The sequence below is a fragment of the uncultured Polaribacter sp. genome, assembly GCF_947497125.1.
Lineage (GTDB): Bacteria > Bacteroidota > Bacteroidia > Flavobacteriales > Flavobacteriaceae > Polaribacter.
In genome coordinates, this window is the sequence record NZ_CANMFI010000007.1 from 112,579 (window position 1) to 129,299 (window position 16,721).

The following is a 16,721-nucleotide window of genomic DNA, read 5'->3' on the forward strand; positions in this document are numbered from 1 at the left end:
TTAAATATACAAAATATGAGCACAAATACAGCCTATGTACCTTTTAAAGTTAAAGATATTTCTTTAGCTGATTGGGGAAGAAAAGAAATTGAATTAGCAGAAGCAGAAATGCCTGGATTGATGAGTTTAAGAGAAGAGTACGGAGACTCTCAACCCTTAAAAGGAGCAAGAATTGCAGGTTGTTTGCACATGACTATTCAAACTGCTGTTTTAATTGAAACTTTACAAGCTTTAGGTGCAGAAGTTACTTGGAGTTCTTGTAACATTTTTTCTACACAAGACCAAGCTGCTGCTGCAATAGCTGCTACAGGTACTCCTGTTTATGCTTGGAAAGGGATGAATGAAGAAGAGTTTGATTGGTGTATAGAACAAACCTTGTTTTTTGGTGAAGATAAAAAACCATTGAACATGATTTTAGATGATGGTGGCGATTTAACCAATATGGTTTTAGACAGGTATCCAGAATTGGCTGCAGGTATTAATGGTTTGTCAGAAGAAACTACAACAGGAGTTCACAGATTATACGAAAGAGTAAAAAACGGAACTTTACCAATGCCAGCAATTAATATTAACGATTCTGTTACCAAATCGAAATTCGATAATAAATATGGTTGTAAAGAATCTGCAGTAGATGCAATTCGTAGAGCAACAGACATTATGTTAGCAGGTAAACGAGTAGTTGTTTGTGGTTATGGAGATGTTGGTAAAGGTACTGCTGCCTCTTTTAAAGGTGCAGGTTCTATAGTAACTGTTACAGAAATAGACCCAATTTGTGCGTTACAAGCTGCAATGGATGGTTTTGAAGTAAAAAAATTAGAAACAGTAGTTGGTAATGCAGATATTGTAATTACTACAACTGGTAACAAAGGAATTGTTAGAGGAGAGCACTTTGAAGCAATGAAAGACAAGGTAATTGTTGCAAATATTGGTCATTTCGATAACGAGATTGATGTACCTTACTTAAACAACAATAGCGAAAAAGTAGAAATTAAGCCACAAGTAGATAAGTACAACATCAACGGAAAAGATATTATTCTTCTTGCAGAAGGACGTTTGGTAAATTTAGGTTGCGCAACAGGGCACCCAAGTTTTGTAATGTCTAACTCGTTTACAAACCAAACTTTGGCACAAATGGAACTTTGGAACAACGCAAAAGCGTATAAGAACGAAGTGTATATGTTGCCAAAACATTTAGACGAAAAAGTAGCGTATTTACACTTGGCAAAAATTGGTGTAGAGCTTACAGAATTAAGCCAAGACCAAGCAGAATATATTGGTGTAACACAAGCAGGGCCTTACAAGCCAGAGCATTACAGATATTAAATAGCATATAAAAAAGAGCTCTTTTAGGCCTCTCGACTTTGCTCGAGATAAACTAATTAGAAATCTTATATTACTTAAAAACGCTTTCATTTGAGAGCGTTTTTTTTATTTGGGCGTTTTAACAGGCTTTACATTACAATCTTTTGTGCAGCAAAAGCACAAAAGGATTTCCATTGCAATCCTTAACGCGAATTATGTCTTTTAAATAAGAGTCGGCCTTAATAAAAAGTAGTAAAACAGTTTCAATATTCTAACACAAAATATCCTTATTGTGTATATTTTTTTATTCCATTTGTCTTTTAATATCCATTCTTTGGTGTAAAATTCTTACAATTTCTAAAGTTTCATTTTCGACTTTTCTATAAAAAATTAGATGTGATTTGACTTTTATACATCTGTAATTTTTTCGAGTTTTTTCAGCCGATTTCCCTATCATAAAGTTGTCAGCAATAAATTCAATTTCTCCTATAATAAGGTCATAATATCTATCTGCTTGCTTTTTAGACCATTTTTGAAAGGTGTAAATCCAAATATCATTTAAATCTTTAATTGCTTGTTCACTTATTCTGTACTTATATATACTCATAAGTACTTGTGATGTAATTCAGCTAGATTTTGTTTTGGATCAAAATTTTCAATAAATCCACTTTTTTCTCCAATCTCAAGTGCCTTAATCAATTCTCTTTCTTTTTTTTCTTCCGTTTCTAACAAACGTAAAGCAGAGCGTATCACTTCACTTACAGAACTATATCTTCCAGATTTTACTTCTTCTTTAATAAATTCTTCAAAATAATTTCCGAGTGATATTGATGTGTTTTTTCCCATTTAAACTAAATTTATTTAAAAATACCAAATCTTGGTAACATAACCAAATTATAAACAATTAATAACTATTCTAAAAGCATTTGTAGTTTTTAAGTACCTTTAAAAAAACAAAAGCTAGCATGCAAGCAACAAAAACCATAGAAAATCAACTACAACAAATAGAACATTATTGTTCTAGTTACCAAAGAGTAAACACAAAGGTATCTGCAGTAAATGTAGGTTGGCATTTAGATCATAGTTTAAAAGTTATAAATGCAGTGGTTAAAAATATGGAGCAATCAGACCCTAGTTTGTACACAGACAACTTTAGTTTTGTAGGCAAATTATTGTTAGCATTTAATTACTTTCCTAGAGGAAAAGCCAAAGCACCCAAACATGTAAAACCACCAGAAATTGTTTTAAAAGAAGCTATTATTTTACAATTAGACTTAGCCAAAAAGAATGTTCAAGAAATAGAAAAATTAAATAGCAACGCTTATTTTAAACATCCAATGTTTGGAAATGTCAATAAGGCAAGGGTATCGTCTTTTTTAAAAGCACATACCAATCATCATCTAAAAATTGTAAAAAGTATTTTAAAATAGGTTTTATCCTAACCAACCTTCTCTGTCTAGACTTCTATATTGTATGGCTTCTGCAATATGATCTGGTAAAATATCAGTTTCATTTGCCAAGTCTGCAATGGTTCTCGAAACTTTTAAAATTCTGTCATATGCCCTTGCAGAAAGGTTTAGTTTTTCCATGGCAGTTTTTAAGAGAGCTAAACTTTCTTTAGATAATTTACAGAATTCACGAATTTGTTTTACATTCATTTGCGCATTGTAATGTATGTTTTCGAAATCTTTAAAACGTACAGATTGAATTTCTCTTGAAGCAGTAACTCTTTTTCTAATAGTTACCGATGATTCTCCTTTTCGTTCTTCCGAAAGTTTTTCAAAAGGCACAGGTGTTACTTCTATATGAATGTCAATTCTGTCTAACAACGGACCAGAAATTTTACTTAAATAACGTTGCATTTCTTGCGGAGAAGAAGTCATGGGCGAGTTAGGGTCGTTAAAAAAACCACTCGGACTCGGATTCATACTTGCCACCAACATAAAACTACAAGGGTAAGTTACCGTAAATTTTGCACGCGAAATGGTAACATCTCTATCTTCTAATGGCTGACGCATAACCTCTAAAACTTCTCGCTTAAATTCGGGCAATTCATCTAAAAATAAAACACCATTATGAGACAAAGAAATTTCGCCAGGTCTTGGATATTGTCCGCCGCCCACCAGAGCAACATTTGATATGGTATGATGAGGTGAACGAAATGGTCGCTGATAAAGCAACCCCTCTTTTTTAGTTTTACCAACCACAGAATGAATTTTTGTGGTTTCTAAAGCCTCGTGTAACGTCATTGGTGGTAAAATAGAGGGTAATCTTTTGGCTAGCATGGTTTTTCCAGATCCTGGAGGACCAATTAAAATAATATTATGGCCGCCAGCTGCAGCAATCTCCATACATCGTTTTATAGATTCTTGTCCTTTTACATCAGAAAAATCAAACTCAGGGAAATCGATATTTTTATAAAATTCTGCTCTTGTATCAACAATGGTAGGTTCAATCTTTTTATCATTATTAAAATGATTGATTACCTCTAGTATGTTTTCTGCGCCTAAAACCTCTAAATTATCTACAATAGCCGCTTCTTTTGCATTTTCTTTAGGTAAAATTAAATGTTTAAATCCTTCTTCTCTTGCTTTTATGGCTATTGGTAAAGCACCTCTTATGGGTTGCAAACTTCCGTCTAAAGAAAGCTCTCCCATAATAATATAGTAATTTATATTTTCTGATTGTATTTGATTTGATGCTGCCAAAATTCCTACAGCCAGAGTTAAATCATAGGCAGCACCTTCTTTTCTAATATCGGCAGGCGCCATATTAATAATGATTTTTTTACCTGGCAGTTTGTAGTTGTTATTATTTAAAGCCGCCGAAATTCGATAAGAACTTTCACTTACCGCCTTGTCTGGCAAGCCTACTAAATGATACCCAATTCCTTTATCAATATTTACTTCAACAGTAATTGTGGTTGCTTCAATACCAAAAACTGCTGATCCATAGACTTTTGTAAGCATCTTTTTTCTTTAAATGTAGAGAAATTTAAGGCATAAAAAAAATGCAATCAAATTAATGATTGCATTTCGAATACTTTTTATAGAAATATTAGGCTGAGTTTCTACTGGCGTTAATGTTACCAAATAAAGAACGCATTACCATTTTTTCGTACACTTCTATCTCCTCTAAATTACCCTTAGATTTTTGAAGTTCTTGTATCTTTTTTAATGCAAACTGCTGTATCGTTAATAAAGGTAATACTATTTGCTCTCTCATTTCTATAGAGGCTTTTCCTGCCGGAAAGTTTTCCATCAATTCTTTATGTCCTGTTAGTTTTAAAAGCAGTCTTTTAGAAGTTTCGTACTCTTTAAAAATTACTTTCCAAAATTCACCAAATTCTTCGTCATCGGCCATATAAGCAGTTAAGCCAAAGAAAGATTTTGTTAAACTCATCATACTGTTTTCTAACAAGGTTCTAAAAAAGTCTGAGGTATTGTAGAATTCAATAATTTCATCAAATCTACCTTCGTCTTCATACTTTTTTAAGGCAGTTCCTAGTCCGAAGAAACCAGGTACATTTTGTTTTAACTGGCTCCAACTACCTACAAACGGAATGGCTCTAAGAGCAGAAAAATCTAGTGTATCTGAGTTTGATCTTTTACTAGGTCTACTACCAATATTGGTTTTAGCATAGTATTTTAGAGTACTCATTTTTTCTAAGTACGGTAAAAATTTAGGATGATTTTTAAAGTCTACATAGGTTTGGTAGCTTGTTGCTGCCATATCTTCTATCAACTTTCTATGATCGTTATTTAATTGATCTTTGGTAAAAACATCATTTTTAATACCAGAACTTATCAATTGTTCTAAATTGTATTGTGATGAGTTTAAGGTACCAAAATTAGAACTAATAGTTTGCCCTTGTATGGTTAATTGAATTTCTTTATCTTCAATTGTTGGCCCTAAAGAAGCATAAAATTGATGTGTTTTTCCGCCACCTCTTGCTGGTGGCCCACCACGTCCATCAAAGAAAATTACTTCAATATCAAATTCTCTAGATACTTTTGTAAGCGCTTCTTTTGCTTTAAAAATTCCCCAATTTGCCATTAAATAACCGCCATCTTTTGTTCCGTCAGAAAAACCTAACATAATGGTTTGTTTGTCTTTTCTATTTGCAACATGTTTTCTGTAAACAGCATTCGAATACAAAGTTCTCATTACATTTTCTGCATTTTCTAAATCTTCTACAGTTTCAAAAAGCGGAATTACATCTACCGGTAATTCATCTTTAAAACCACATAAGTTTAGCATTGCAAAGGTTTGCATTACATTTAACGCTGTTTGATTGTTACTAATAATATATCTATTTGCACCTCTTTCACCATTTCTTTGCTGAATTTGTTTTAATGCGTAAATAGATTCTATCGTTTTTATTGAGGTTTCATCAGATAGCAATTTCGGGTCTATATTTCCTTTAATAGTTGCTAAAACAGCTACTTGTTCTTCTTGCGAAAGCGTTAGGTAGTTTTCAGGAAAAGTAGTGTCTCCAATTTTCTGTAAATCTTCTACAATTTTTGTAAAAGCCTCGTGGTGTGCTCGACTGTCTTGTCTAATGTCTAAAGTAGCAAAATGAAAGCCAAAAATTCTAACTTTATTAATTACATCATTTAACTCTTCAATAAATAAAGATTGATGTTTGTTTTCAATAATTTCTCTTGCAGCATACAATTCTTCTAAAAGAATTTTCTGAGAAAAGTTTACTTTGTCATAGGTTCTAACTACATGTTTATAGAGTCTTTTTTCTACTTTTGCTAAAATATCTTGAACCCCATCAAAAGTAAAACGTCTTTTTAAACGTCTAATGTCTCTGTAATAACTTCTTAAGATAGTTTGGCGCAATCTTTCTGCAACATCTAAAGTAATTTTGGTGGTAACAAAAGGGTTTCCGTCTCTGTCTCCGCCTGGCCAAAAACCTAAATCTATCACTTCATTTTCAATCGGTTTTCCGTCATAAATATGATGCTGAATATAGTTGTATATTTTAGGTACAGAGTGATAAAATACATGCTCTAAATACCAAATTAAGCTAACCGCTTCATCAAAAGGAGTTGGTTTTTCTTTTTTATAAAAAGGAGTTTTACCTAGTTGAGCTAATAATTTCTTTATTAAAAGCAGGTCGTCATTTTGTATTGCCTTGTCTAAATCGGTTATAATACCTAAAACAGAACCAGGATAAAATTGCGTTGGATGCGCTGTTAACACAATACGAACCTTAAAATCTTCTAAATGAGCTTTTAATTCATCTTTTTTATTATTTAAAAAAGCCGATTCTTTAGAGTTTCTAAGCGTACCAATACCATCCATATTATTTACCACAGAAAAGGCAGCATCTTCAATAGCATCAAACAGTACAACTTGTCTTTCTATAAATTGTATAAAAAGAAACAGTAGGTCTCTTTTTTCTTTTTCAGTCGGATTTTCGTGATATTTTTTAAAAAAATAATCAATAATTTCAGTCGGATTTTTACCTAATTTAAAACCTTCATTACAAACTTTGTGTAAAAGAGGCAGCAAAACGCCGGTATCGTCTATAGTATCAAAAGGAAGTGTTGTAAAAACACTATTGTAAATTTGATATTTAGAGAGTACATTTTCATTAAATCGATCTAGCTTCGGTAGTGTGTTCATCTGTTGATATTTTCAGCTATAAAACTACAAAAAAGGGCAATTATAATGCTTACATTATTGTAAATAATTCCTAATTTATTTACGAAAACGATATAAATAACAAGTTTTATTAATTAAATGTTTAAAATTTAAGTCACTTTGTTGATTTTGTTTTTATTTAAACAAGTAAAAATGTTAAAAAGATATTTTAAGAATTTCTGAAGTGTTTTTAGTAGCAGAAAATCGACGATCTGCCCGATGATTTATCACCCAAATAATGTCATTGTTATTGTTACAAAGTAGCCAGATATTTTCTTTTTCTAAAAGTGGTATTTTTTTATCTTTAAAGTACTTACTTACCTTCTTTTTTCCTGTCATTCCTGTAGGATAGAAAAAATCTCCATGTTCCCATTTTCTAATTGATAAAGGAAAACTTAACATCTCTTTGTCTACATAAATAGTTTCTAAAGTATTTGCAGTAGTTTTTAAAACTTGTTTAAGGTTTAAAGAAATTGGATGTGTAATTTTTGTGTCTTTCTCTGTAATAAAATAACGTGTTATTTCATCTTTAGAAACTTCTTTTTTTTGAAGTAATAAAAAGTTTCTGTCTTTTAAGAGTACATGTGTTTCCGAATAAATTTTTTTACCAGATTGAGCAGAAAGTAGCTTTAAAAGCACATTCCAATCTGTAAAGTTAAAATCTTTTAAAAGTTCGTATAAGTATGCTTTTGGGTTTGATAATGCTAAGATTTTAGTAATATCAATCTTTAAAATTGCATTTTCTTTGGTAGTTGTTTTTAAAGAAACAGTTTCAATATGGTCTTCAATAATTTGTTTACTTCCTTTTAAGTGAGAAATTGTTTTGGTAAAATTCTCTAAAAATGAAGGGTTAATTTCCTTTAAAACAGGTGCAATTTTAAGCCTTATTTTATTTCGGATGTATTTTGTTGTTGCGTTGCTTTTATCTTCTCGCCAAGAGAGTTTATTTGTGGTTGCATAGTCTAGAATTTCTTGTCTAGAAAACGGCAATAAAGGGCGCACAATATTGTTGTTAATTGCTGGAATACCCGTTAAACCTTCTAAGCCACTACCGCGAGATAAATTGATAAGAAAAGTTTCTAAGTTGTCATCTGCATGGTGTGCGGTTAAAACAAAATCAAAAGTGTTTTTTTGCATTAGTTCTTTAAACCACTGGTATCTTAGATCTCTTGCTAAAACTTGTATAGACCCTTTTTCTGAAATATTAAAAGACTTTGTAAATGTTTTAATATTTAAATTGTTACCTAAATTTATAACAAATTGCTCGTCTAAATCACTGTCTTTTTCGCGTAAATTAAAATTACAATGTGCTATTGATACAGAAAATTTTAAACAGTGTAATAGGTGTGTTAAAACAACAGAATCTATTCCGCCAGAGACAGCAATTAATAGTTTTTTACCTTCTAAAAGAGGTAGGTTTTTTTGTATATGTTGTGCTAGATTATGCAGCATTTTTTGGTTAAAGTTGTTTTTTTAACCAAGTGCGCAGTTCTTTTCTTAGCGTAACTTCGGGTTTGGGTAGTGGTATCGTTTTTCCGAACTGTTTACTTCTATTAAATTTAGAAAAATTAATTTTTAGTTGTTTCCATTGTTCGGGATATAACTTTAAAAAAGCATGAAACATATTTTGTTCTGTTGGCTTTTCTGTGAGTTGTTCGAATGTTTTTTTAAAAAGTTTGTCTTGATCTAAAATCATCTTTTAAAATAAGGTTCAATTCCTTTTTTACATAAGGATCAAAGTAAAATCAAAGATATGAAAACAAAATAACACCCATTCACTTTCGTGACTTTTTATAAAAATTTAAAGCTATTTTTTCTTAAATTCGTAGCATTCATTTTTAAAATAAGAACGTGGCTGAAACATCTACTTTTCAAGTTTACAATGCCTCTGCAGGCAGTGGTAAAACGTTTACCTTAGTTAAAGAATACTTAAAGGTGTTGTTGGCATCTGAAGATCTTTTTTTGTTTCAGAAAATCTTAGCAATTACATTTACAAACAAAGCTGCTGCAGAAATGAAAGAGCGTGTAATGCTTAATTTAGAAGAGTTTGCTTCTGGAGAAAACAATGCTCTTTTACCTATAATTTTAAAGGAAATAGAAATAGATAAATCGCTTGTTAAGGTTAGAAGTCAGAAAATTTTAGAGGCAATTTTACAAAATTATTCCGCTTTTTCTATTACAACAATTGATAGCTTTACACATAAAATAATTAAAAATTTTGCATTCGATTTAGGGTTGTCTTTAAATTTTGAAGTAGAAATGGATGCTGTTTCTCTTTTAAATGAAGCGGTAGATGTTTTGATTTCTAAAATTGGTACCGATACAAAATTAACCAATTTATTAATTGCTTATTCGTTAGATAAAACAGATGATGATACTTCTTGGGATATTTCTAATGATTTAAGCGAATTTGCTCGGCTTTTATTAAACGAAGAAGATGCCCTTCGATTTAAAAATTTATCTGATAAAAAATTAGAAGATTTTACACAATTAAAAACAACCTTACAAAATCAGCAAAAAGAACATTTAAAAGCATTGACAGAAATAGGTGCTTTAGGTTCAAAACTTGTTGATGAGGCAGGTTTAGATTACAAAGATTTTTACTATTCATTATTGCCTAAACATTTTAGTTCTTTAGCATCAAACCCAGAAAAAACCAAGTTTTTCGAAGATAATAAGCTAAAGGAAAGGCTAGAAGAAGGAGTATATTATTCTAAAAACAAACCAGATAGCACAAAGGCTGCTATAGAGAGTATTGTGCCTCAATTACTTGATTTGTATTATAAATCAGAATCTTTTTATCAGTTTTTTATTTTAAATAGATTGGCTTTAAAAAGTATGACTCCTTTATCTGTTTTAAATCATATAAATGGAGAGTTAACACAAATAAAAGAAGATAATAACATTCGTTTAAATGCAGAATTTAACCAGCTAATATCAGATCATATAAAAGACCAGCCAGCGCCTTTTATCTATGAAAGAATAGGGCAGCGTTTTCAATATTATTTTATTGATGAAATGCAAGATACTTCGCTTTTACAGTGGCAAAACTTAATTCCGTTAATTACCAATGCATTGGCGCAAGAAAACAGTAACTTATTATTAGTAGGCGATGGTAAACAGGCAATTTACAGATGGCGCGGAGGTAAGGCCGAGCAATTTATCGGACTTGGTGCCGGCTCTGATAATCCTTTTCAGGTTCAAAAAACAATCAAAAGTCTAGAAACAAATTACAGAAGTTTTTCTGAGATTATTAAGTTTAACAATTCCTTTTTTCAGCATGCAGCCGCATTTTTACAAAACAAGTCATATAGTAATTTATTTTTAGAGGGTAATAAGCAGTTAGAGAACGATCGTAAAGGAGGGTTTGTTTCTTTATCTTTCTTAGAAAAAGAAGAAGATAAGGAAATAGAAAAACAAAAGTATCCAAAGAAAGTATTCGAAAAGATAGTTGCCTTGCAAGAACGCTTTTCATTAAACGAAATTTGTGTTTTAACACGAACCAGAAAAAGTGGTGTGTTGGTGGCAAATTACTTATCAGAAAACGGAATTGCTATTGTATCATCAGAAACATTATTACTTCAAAATAGTGCTAAAGTTTCATTTATTATAAACGTTTTAAGTGTTTTAGAGAATCCGAATGACGAAGAAACACGCTTCGAAATGCTGTATTTTTTACAAGAGCATTTAGGGGTGTCATTAACCAAACATCAATTTTTTAATGCTTTTTCGAAGGTAGATTTTCAGCCTCTTTTAAAGGACTTACAGCAATATGACGTAACCTTTAATATAAGTGCTTATTTTGAGATGCCTTTTTACGAAAAAATTGAAGAAATTATTAGAGGTTTTCGATTAACTAATTCTTCGGATGCTTATCTCCAGTTTTTTTTAGATGTTGTTTTAGAGCAGCAAAGAAAAGGAACCGATGTAAGTGCTTTTTTAGATTTTTGGAATCTTAAAAAAGAACAACTAAGTATTGTTGCTCCGCAAAGTGCCAATGCCGTTCAAATTATGACGGTTCATAAATCAAAGGGACTAGAGTTTCCGGTTGTTATTTTTCCGTTTGATGTAGATATTTATGGTCAAGTAAAACCAAAATCTTGGTTAGATGAATTACCTACCACTTACAATGGTTTTAAAGAGTTGTTGTTGGCAAACGGAAAAGATTTAAGTAGGGTTAATCATAGAGGGTTAGAAATTTACAACCAACAAAGAGAGGCATTAGAATTAGATAATTTTAATCTTTTATACGTAACCTTAACTAGAGCGGTAGAAGAGTTACATGTAATTACAGAAAAAAGACTTAATGTTAAAGGTGTAGAGAATACTAATTATTATTCAGGTATTTTTATCAATTACCTTAAAGAAAAAAATCTTTGGAATGATGCTCGATTAACATATACTTTTGGTAATGAAAATCGAAATCGTGTTATAAAATCCGAAGCTATAACAGCAGAGGTGCATTCTAAATTTTTATCATCACCATGGCAGCAGCACAATATTGTTTTGTTAGCAGGTGCTTCTAAACTATGGAACACGGACCAAGGAGCAGCCATAGATTTCGGAAATTTATTGCATGCTATTTTTGCTAAAATAGAAACCAAAAATGATATTAAAAATTCTGTTAGGCAATATTATGAGCAAGGAGTGTTAACTAAAGATCAAGCAGCTTTTATTGAAAAAAGTGTTTTTAATGTGGTTACTCATAAAGATTTGGCGTCTTATTATTCTAGTAGTACAAAAACTTTAAATGAAAGAGAAATTTTAACAGAAGACCATCAGGTTATAATTCCAGATCGATTGGTTTTTACTTCTAGCGATACTGTTGTTATCATAGATTATAAAACAGGCTTGCCTTCAAAGGAACACCATCAGCAATTATTAAAATATGAAAGAGCTATAAACACCATTGGTTATAGGGTAGACAAAAAGCTACTAGTTTATATTAATAACGAGATTGATGTGGTTGCAGTATAATCAAAAAAAATAATCTTTGTAACTTTACATTTTTAAATTCATAAAAAATGTACGGTAAAATTAAAGATACTTTAAAAAACGAAATTCAAGATTTAAAAGACGCAGGCTTATTTAAGTCAGAGCGAATTATAACTTCATTTCAAGACGCAACAATAAAAATAAGTACAGGAGAAGAGGTGCTTAATTTTTGTAGTAACAATTATTTAGGTTTGTCTAATCATCCTGCAGTTATTCAGGCAGCAAAAGATACTTTAGATACTCACGGATTCGGTATGTCGTCTGTGCGTTTTATTTGCGGTACACAAGATATTCACAAATCATTAGAAAAAAAGATTGCAGATTTTTATACCACAGAAGACACTATTCTTTATGCTGCAGCTTTTGATGCCAACGGTGGTGTTTTCGAGCCTTTATTGACTGCTGAAGATGCTATTATTTCAGATAGTTTAAATCATGCTTCTATAATAGACGGAGTTCGCTTGTGTAAAGCAGCGCGTTATCGTTATGATAATAATGACATGGTTTCTTTAGAAAACCAGCTCAAAGAAGCAAATAAAAAAGAACATCGTTTTAAAATAATAGTAACAGATGGTGTTTTTTCTATGGATGGTATTGTGGCAAAGCTAGATGAAATTTGTGATTTAGCCGATAAATATAATGCTTTAGTGATGGTAGATGAATGCCATGCGACTGGTTTTATTGGAAAAACAGGTAGAGGTACCGTTGAATTGAAAAATGTAATGGATCGGGTAGATATTGTTACCGGTACTTTAGGCAAGGCTTTGGGTGGTGCCATGGGAGGTTATACAACAGGCAAAAAAGAAATTATAGAGTTATTAAGACAACGATCTAGACCTTATCTGTTTTCAAACTCTTTAGCTCCAGCAATTGTTGGCGCTTCATTAAAAGTGTTTGATTTAATTACAGAAAACACCTCTTTAAGAGATAGGTTAGAAGAGAATACTAATTATTTTAGATTAGAAATGGAAAAAGCAGGGTTCGATTTAGTGGGTGCAGATGCTGCCATTGTTCCGGTTATGTTATATGACGCAAAACTATCTCAAATAATGGCTAATAAATTGTTAGAAAAAGGGATTTATGTGATAGGGTTCTTTTTTCCGGTTGTGCCAAAGGGCAAAGCTAGGATACGAGTTCAGTTATCTGCAGCCCATACAAAAAAACATTTAGATGCTGCAATTGCTGCATTTATAGCTGTAGGTAAAGAGTTAAACGTTATTTAGAAATATTAAAAATACTTTTTTTTATGAATTTTTTTCATTTTTATCTTTGTAGATACATTTTAAGAGTTTACTTTTGTCTATTATAAAAAAGAATTTAATTTAAAAATTTGATAATGAAACAATTAAAATTAGCTGTGATCGCTTTATTTACTATGGTGTCTTTTAGTAATTTAAGTGCACAAGATGAGAACAACCCTTGGGTAGTAGGTTTTGGTGTTAATGCTGTGGATATGTACGGTATAAACTCAACTTCTGACCAGTTTAAAGATTTATTAGGAAGTACAGATTGGAATATTTTACCATCTATTTCTAGAATTTCTGTAGACAAGTATTTAGAAAAAGGTTTTAGCTTACAATTAGCTGGATCTATAAACAAAATTACTACGCATTTAGAGAAAAATGATGCTGATTACTTATTATGGTCTGTAGGGGCTTTAGTAAAGTATGATTTAAATCATTTAATAGGAGAGACTGCATGGTTTGATCCTTATGTAGCTTTGGGTGGAGACTATGTAAATAGTGGAAAAAGTGACCAAAGTGAATTAATGGGTCATGGTGCTTTAGGTTTTAACGTATGGTTTAATGATAACTTAGGTTTAAACTTTCAACACGGAAGTAAATTAGGTTTTGCAAAAAATGTAAGATCTCATTACCAAAACTCTATTGGTTTAGTAGTTAAGTTTGGTGGTAAAGATACTGACGGAGACGGAGTATATGACAAAGAAGATGCTTGTCCTGAAGTAGCAGGTTTAAAAGAATTCAACGGATGTCCTGATGCTGATGGCGATGGAGTAAAAGATTCTGAAGATACTTGTCCTAATGTTGCTGGTTTAGCTGCAATGAATGGATGTCCTGATGCTGATGGCGACGGAGTAGCTGATAATGATGACATGTGTCCTAACGAAAAAGGAACAAAAGCAAACAAAGGTTGTCCTGATGCTGATGGAGATGGTGTTGCTGACAAAGATGATAAATGTGCTAACGTAGCAGGTCCTGTTGCAAATGCAGGTTGTCCTTGGCCAGATACTGATGGAGATAGCATTTTAGATAAAGATGACAAATGTCCTAATGAGGCAGGAGTTGCTTCTAAAAATGGATGTCCTGATGTAATGACAAACGAAGCTAAAATAGGAATGAATGCTTTTGCAAAGTCAATCTTATTTAATTCTGGTAGAACTTCATTTAAATCAGGTGTTACTAAAGAATTAGACGGTATGTTAGCTATCATGAAAGAATATTCTGCTTCAGAATTTGCAATCAGAGGTTTTACTGATAGTACTGGTTCTAAAGCTGGAAACTTAAAGTTATCTAAGCAAAGAGCAACAGCTGTTATGAACTATTTAGTTAAAAACGGTATTGATGCTTCTAGATTAACTGCAGAAGGTTTTGGTCAAGCAAACCCAGTAGACTCTAACAAGACTAGAGCTGGTAGAGCTAACAACAGAAGAGTAGAAGTTAAAGTTACAAACTAAGCATTAGTTTTAAATTAACTATAATTTATAAAGCCTCATCATTTAGATGAGGCTTTTTTTATGAAGTAAGATTATTGTTTTTAAGTAAAAAAACTTTTTTAGTTTCAATCAAAAAAATTACCTTTGCAACCTTAAAATGAGAGTAAAGACTCTTAAATAAAATAATAACTTTAATTAGATACATAATGTCTACGATAACAGGTAAGGTTTCACAGATTATTGGACCAGTAATTGATGTAGAATTCAATACTGAAAATGAACTTCCTAAAATTTATGATTCTTTAGAAATCAAAAAAGCTGACGGCTCAATTTTAGTATTAGAAGTACAACAGCATATTGGAGAAGATACAGTTAGAACTATATCAATGGATGCTACCGATGGATTAAGTAGAGGTACAGAAGTAGTTGCTACAGGTAACCCTATTCAGATGCCAATTGGTAACGATATTTATGGTCGTTTATTTAACGTAACTGGTGATGCTATTGATGGTCTAGGAGATTTAAAAAAAGAAGGTAAAGATGGTTTGCCAATTCATAGATCTGCACCAAAATTTGAAGACTTATCAGTATCTACAGAAGTATTATTTACAGGAATTAAAGTAATCGATTTAATTGAGCCGTATGCAAAAGGTGGTAAAATTGGATTGTTTGGAGGAGCAGGTGTAGGTAAAACTGTTTTAATACAAGAGTTAATTAATAACATTGCAAAAGGACACGGTGGTTTATCTGTTTTTGCGGGTGTAGGAGAAAGAACTCGTGAAGGAAATGATTTACTTCGCGAAATGTTAGAGTCTGGTATTATAAAATACGGTGATGACTTTATGCATTCTATGGAAGAAGGAGGATGGGATTTATCTAAAGTTGATAAGTCTGGTATGAAAGATTCTAAAGCAACTTTTGTTTTTGGCCAAATGAATGAGCCACCAGGAGCACGTGCACGTGTTGCCTTATCTGGTTTAACAATAGCAGAGTATTTTAGAGACGGAGCAGGTGAAGCACAAGGAAAGGATGTACTTTTCTTTGTTGATAATATTTTCCGTTTTACACAAGCAGGTTCAGAGGTTTCGGCACTTTTAGGTCGTATGCCTTCTGCAGTAGGATATCAGCCAACATTAGCAACCGAAATGGGTGCAATGCAAGAGCGTATTACATCAACTAAAAAAGGTTCTATTACTTCTGTACAGGCAGTTTATGTACCTGCGGATGATTTAACAGATCCGGCACCAGCAACAACTTTTGCCCATTTAGATGCAACAACAGTATTGTCTCGTAAAATTGCAGAATTAGGTATCTATCCAGCCGTAGATCCTTTAGATTCTACCTCAAGAATCCTATCAGCAGAAATCTTAGGAGACGAGCACTATAACACAGCAACAGCTGTAAAAGAAATTTTACAACGTTATAAAGAGTTACAAGATATTATTGCTATTTTAGGTATGGAAGAATTATCTGAAGAGGATAAATTAGTAGTTCATAGAGCAAGACGTGTTCAGCGTTTCTTATCTCAACCTTTCCATGTAGCAGAGCAGTTTACTGGAATACCTGGTGTTTTAGTAGATATTAAAGATACTATTAAAGGGTTTAATATGATTCTAGATGGTGAATTAGATAAGTACCCTGAAGCAGCATTTAATTTAAGAGGATCAATTCAGGATGCAATTGATGCAGGAGAAAAAATGTTAGCAGAAGCATAATTAACCGCTTAAAGCCCATAGCTTAAAGCCAAAAGTATTAAATATGTATTTAGAAATTGTAACACCAGAAGCTATATTATTTTCATCAGAAGTTGATTCTTTATCGGTACCTGGTGTAGATGGTGAGTTTCAAATGCAGAATAATCATGCTCCGATAGTTTCAAACTTAAAAGAAGGAGTTGTTAAAGTTCATGTACATACTCAAGAGCACCTAGTTTTAGATGATTTATCTGGTAAATTTGAATCTCATATAGATGATGATAAAATTTTATTGTTAAACATTAATTCTGGTACTTTAGAACTAAATGATAACAAAGCGATTATCTTAGCAGATTAATCAAACATATACAATTTATTAGAACCTCAAAGTAATAGTACTT

General features: G+C 31.9%; 13 protein-coding genes. 7 read left to right on the forward strand and 6 right to left on the reverse strand.

Annotated elements, in window-relative coordinates:
* Positions 1–15 precede the first annotated feature (15 nt).
* Positions 16–1,323 (forward strand): adenosylhomocysteinase, encoded by a 1,308-nt coding sequence (gene ahcY, locus Q0678_RS10940; protein ID WP_299057788.1) that lies wholly within the window; start codon positions 16–18, stop codon positions 1,321–1,323.
* Between the two features lie 283 nt (positions 1,324–1,606).
* Here ahcY and Q0678_RS10945 read toward each other — a convergent pair whose 3' ends face one another.
* The gene (locus Q0678_RS10945; RefSeq protein WP_299057790.1) at positions 1,607–1,909 is read right to left on the reverse strand and encodes a type II toxin-antitoxin system RelE/ParE family toxin; all 303 of its coding nucleotides are present in this window, start codon (positions 1,907–1,909) and stop codon (positions 1,607–1,609) included.
* Positions 1,906–2,148, reverse strand: coding sequence for a type II toxin-antitoxin system ParD family antitoxin (locus Q0678_RS10950; protein WP_299057792.1), 243 nt, complete (start codon positions 2,146–2,148; stop codon positions 1,906–1,908). The genes Q0678_RS10945 and Q0678_RS10950 overlap by 4 nt, the downstream gene beginning before the upstream one ends.
* Before the next feature lie 119 nt (positions 2,149–2,267).
* Between Q0678_RS10950 and Q0678_RS10955 the strand changes: the two genes are divergently transcribed.
* Positions 2,268–2,732, forward strand: coding sequence for a DUF1569 domain-containing protein (locus Q0678_RS10955; protein WP_299057794.1), 465 nt, complete (start codon positions 2,268–2,270; stop codon positions 2,730–2,732).
* A 3-nt stretch (positions 2,733–2,735) separates the two neighbouring features.
* On the opposite strand, the gene Q0678_RS10960 is transcribed toward Q0678_RS10955, so the two are convergent.
* The 4 genes from Q0678_RS10960 to Q0678_RS10975 form a co-directional block, all read right to left on the reverse strand.
* The gene (locus Q0678_RS10960; RefSeq protein ID WP_299057796.1) at positions 2,736–4,271 is read right to left on the reverse strand and encodes a YifB family Mg chelatase-like AAA ATPase; all 1,536 of its coding nucleotides are present in this window, start codon (positions 4,269–4,271) and stop codon (positions 2,736–2,738) included.
* A gap of 88 nt (positions 4,272–4,359) precedes the next feature.
* On the reverse strand, positions 4,360–6,939 hold the full coding sequence (locus Q0678_RS10965) for a phosphoenolpyruvate carboxylase (RefSeq protein WP_299057798.1): 2,580 nt from the start codon (positions 6,937–6,939) through the stop codon (positions 4,360–4,362).
* 174 nt (positions 6,940–7,113) lie between these two features.
* Positions 7,114–8,409, reverse strand: coding sequence for a tRNA lysidine(34) synthetase TilS (tilS, locus tag Q0678_RS10970; protein ID WP_299057800.1), 1,296 nt, complete (start codon positions 8,407–8,409; stop codon positions 7,114–7,116).
* A 7-nt stretch (positions 8,410–8,416) separates the two neighbouring features.
* Positions 8,417–8,653, reverse strand: a complete 237-nt coding sequence (locus Q0678_RS10975; RefSeq protein WP_299057803.1) for a hypothetical protein — start codon at positions 8,651–8,653, stop codon at positions 8,417–8,419.
* Positions 8,654–8,808: 155 nt separating this feature from the next.
* On the opposite strand from Q0678_RS10975, the gene Q0678_RS10980 reads away from it, so the two are divergent.
* The 5 genes from Q0678_RS10980 to Q0678_RS11000 all read left to right on the forward strand — a co-directional run bounded on the left by Q0678_RS10980 (position 8,809) and on the right by Q0678_RS11000 (position 16,678).
* Positions 8,809–11,934 carry an exodeoxyribonuclease V subunit beta gene (locus tag Q0678_RS10980; RefSeq protein WP_299057805.1) on the forward strand — a complete coding sequence of 1,042 codons (3,126 nt, stop codon included), beginning with the start codon at positions 8,809–8,811 and terminating at the stop codon, positions 11,932–11,934.
* 47 nt (positions 11,935–11,981) lie between these two features.
* Positions 11,982–13,175 carry a glycine C-acetyltransferase gene (gene kbl / locus Q0678_RS10985; protein ID WP_299057807.1) on the forward strand — a complete coding sequence of 398 codons (1,194 nt, stop codon included), beginning with the start codon at positions 11,982–11,984 and terminating at the stop codon, positions 13,173–13,175.
* A gap of 113 nt (positions 13,176–13,288) precedes the next feature.
* Positions 13,289–14,647 (forward strand): OmpA family protein, encoded by a 1,359-nt coding sequence (locus tag Q0678_RS10990; protein WP_299057810.1) that lies wholly within the window; start codon positions 13,289–13,291, stop codon positions 14,645–14,647.
* Between the two features lie 185 nt (positions 14,648–14,832).
* The gene (atpD, locus tag Q0678_RS10995; RefSeq protein ID WP_299057812.1) at positions 14,833–16,341 is read left to right on the forward strand and encodes a F0F1 ATP synthase subunit beta; all 1,509 of its coding nucleotides are present in this window, start codon (positions 14,833–14,835) and stop codon (positions 16,339–16,341) included.
* Positions 16,342–16,384: 43 nt separating this feature from the next.
* Positions 16,385–16,678 carry a F0F1 ATP synthase subunit epsilon gene (locus tag Q0678_RS11000; protein ID WP_299057814.1) on the forward strand — a complete coding sequence of 98 codons (294 nt, stop codon included), beginning with the start codon at positions 16,385–16,387 and terminating at the stop codon, positions 16,676–16,678.
* Positions 16,679–16,721 lie beyond the last annotated feature (43 nt).

Bases quoted from the DNA above. Each gene is read 5' to 3' on its own strand.
- Q0678_RS10945 (WP_299057790.1), bottom strand. From the start codon at position 1,909: ATGAGTATATATAAGTACAGAATAAGTGAACAAGCAATTAAAGATTTA.
- Q0678_RS10960 (WP_299057796.1), bottom strand. From the start codon at position 4,271: ATGCTTACAAAAGTCTATGGATCAGCAGTTTTTGGTATTGAAGCAACC.
- atpD (WP_299057812.1), top strand. From the start codon at position 14,833: ATGTCTACGATAACAGGTAAGGTTTCACAGATTATTGGACCAGTAATT.
- Q0678_RS10955 (WP_299057794.1), top strand. From the start codon at position 2,268: ATGCAAGCAACAAAAACCATAGAAAATCAACTACAACAAATAGAACAT.
- Q0678_RS11000 (WP_299057814.1), top strand. From the start codon at position 16,385: ATGTATTTAGAAATTGTAACACCAGAAGCTATATTATTTTCATCAGAA.
- Q0678_RS10965 (WP_299057798.1), bottom strand. From the start codon at position 6,939: ATGAACACACTACCGAAGCTAGATCGATTTAATGAAAATGTACTCTCT.
- Q0678_RS10950 (WP_299057792.1), bottom strand. From the start codon at position 2,148: ATGGGAAAAAACACATCAATATCACTCGGAAATTATTTTGAAGAATTT.
- ahcY (WP_299057788.1), top strand. From the start codon at position 16: ATGAGCACAAATACAGCCTATGTACCTTTTAAAGTTAAAGATATTTCT.
- tilS (WP_299057800.1), bottom strand. From the start codon at position 8,409: ATGCTGCATAATCTAGCACAACATATACAAAAAAACCTACCTCTTTTA.
- Q0678_RS10975 (WP_299057803.1), bottom strand. From the start codon at position 8,653: ATGATTTTAGATCAAGACAAACTTTTTAAAAAAACATTCGAACAACTC.
- Q0678_RS10990 (WP_299057810.1), top strand. From the start codon at position 13,289: ATGAAACAATTAAAATTAGCTGTGATCGCTTTATTTACTATGGTGTCT.
- kbl (WP_299057807.1), top strand. From the start codon at position 11,982: ATGTACGGTAAAATTAAAGATACTTTAAAAAACGAAATTCAAGATTTA.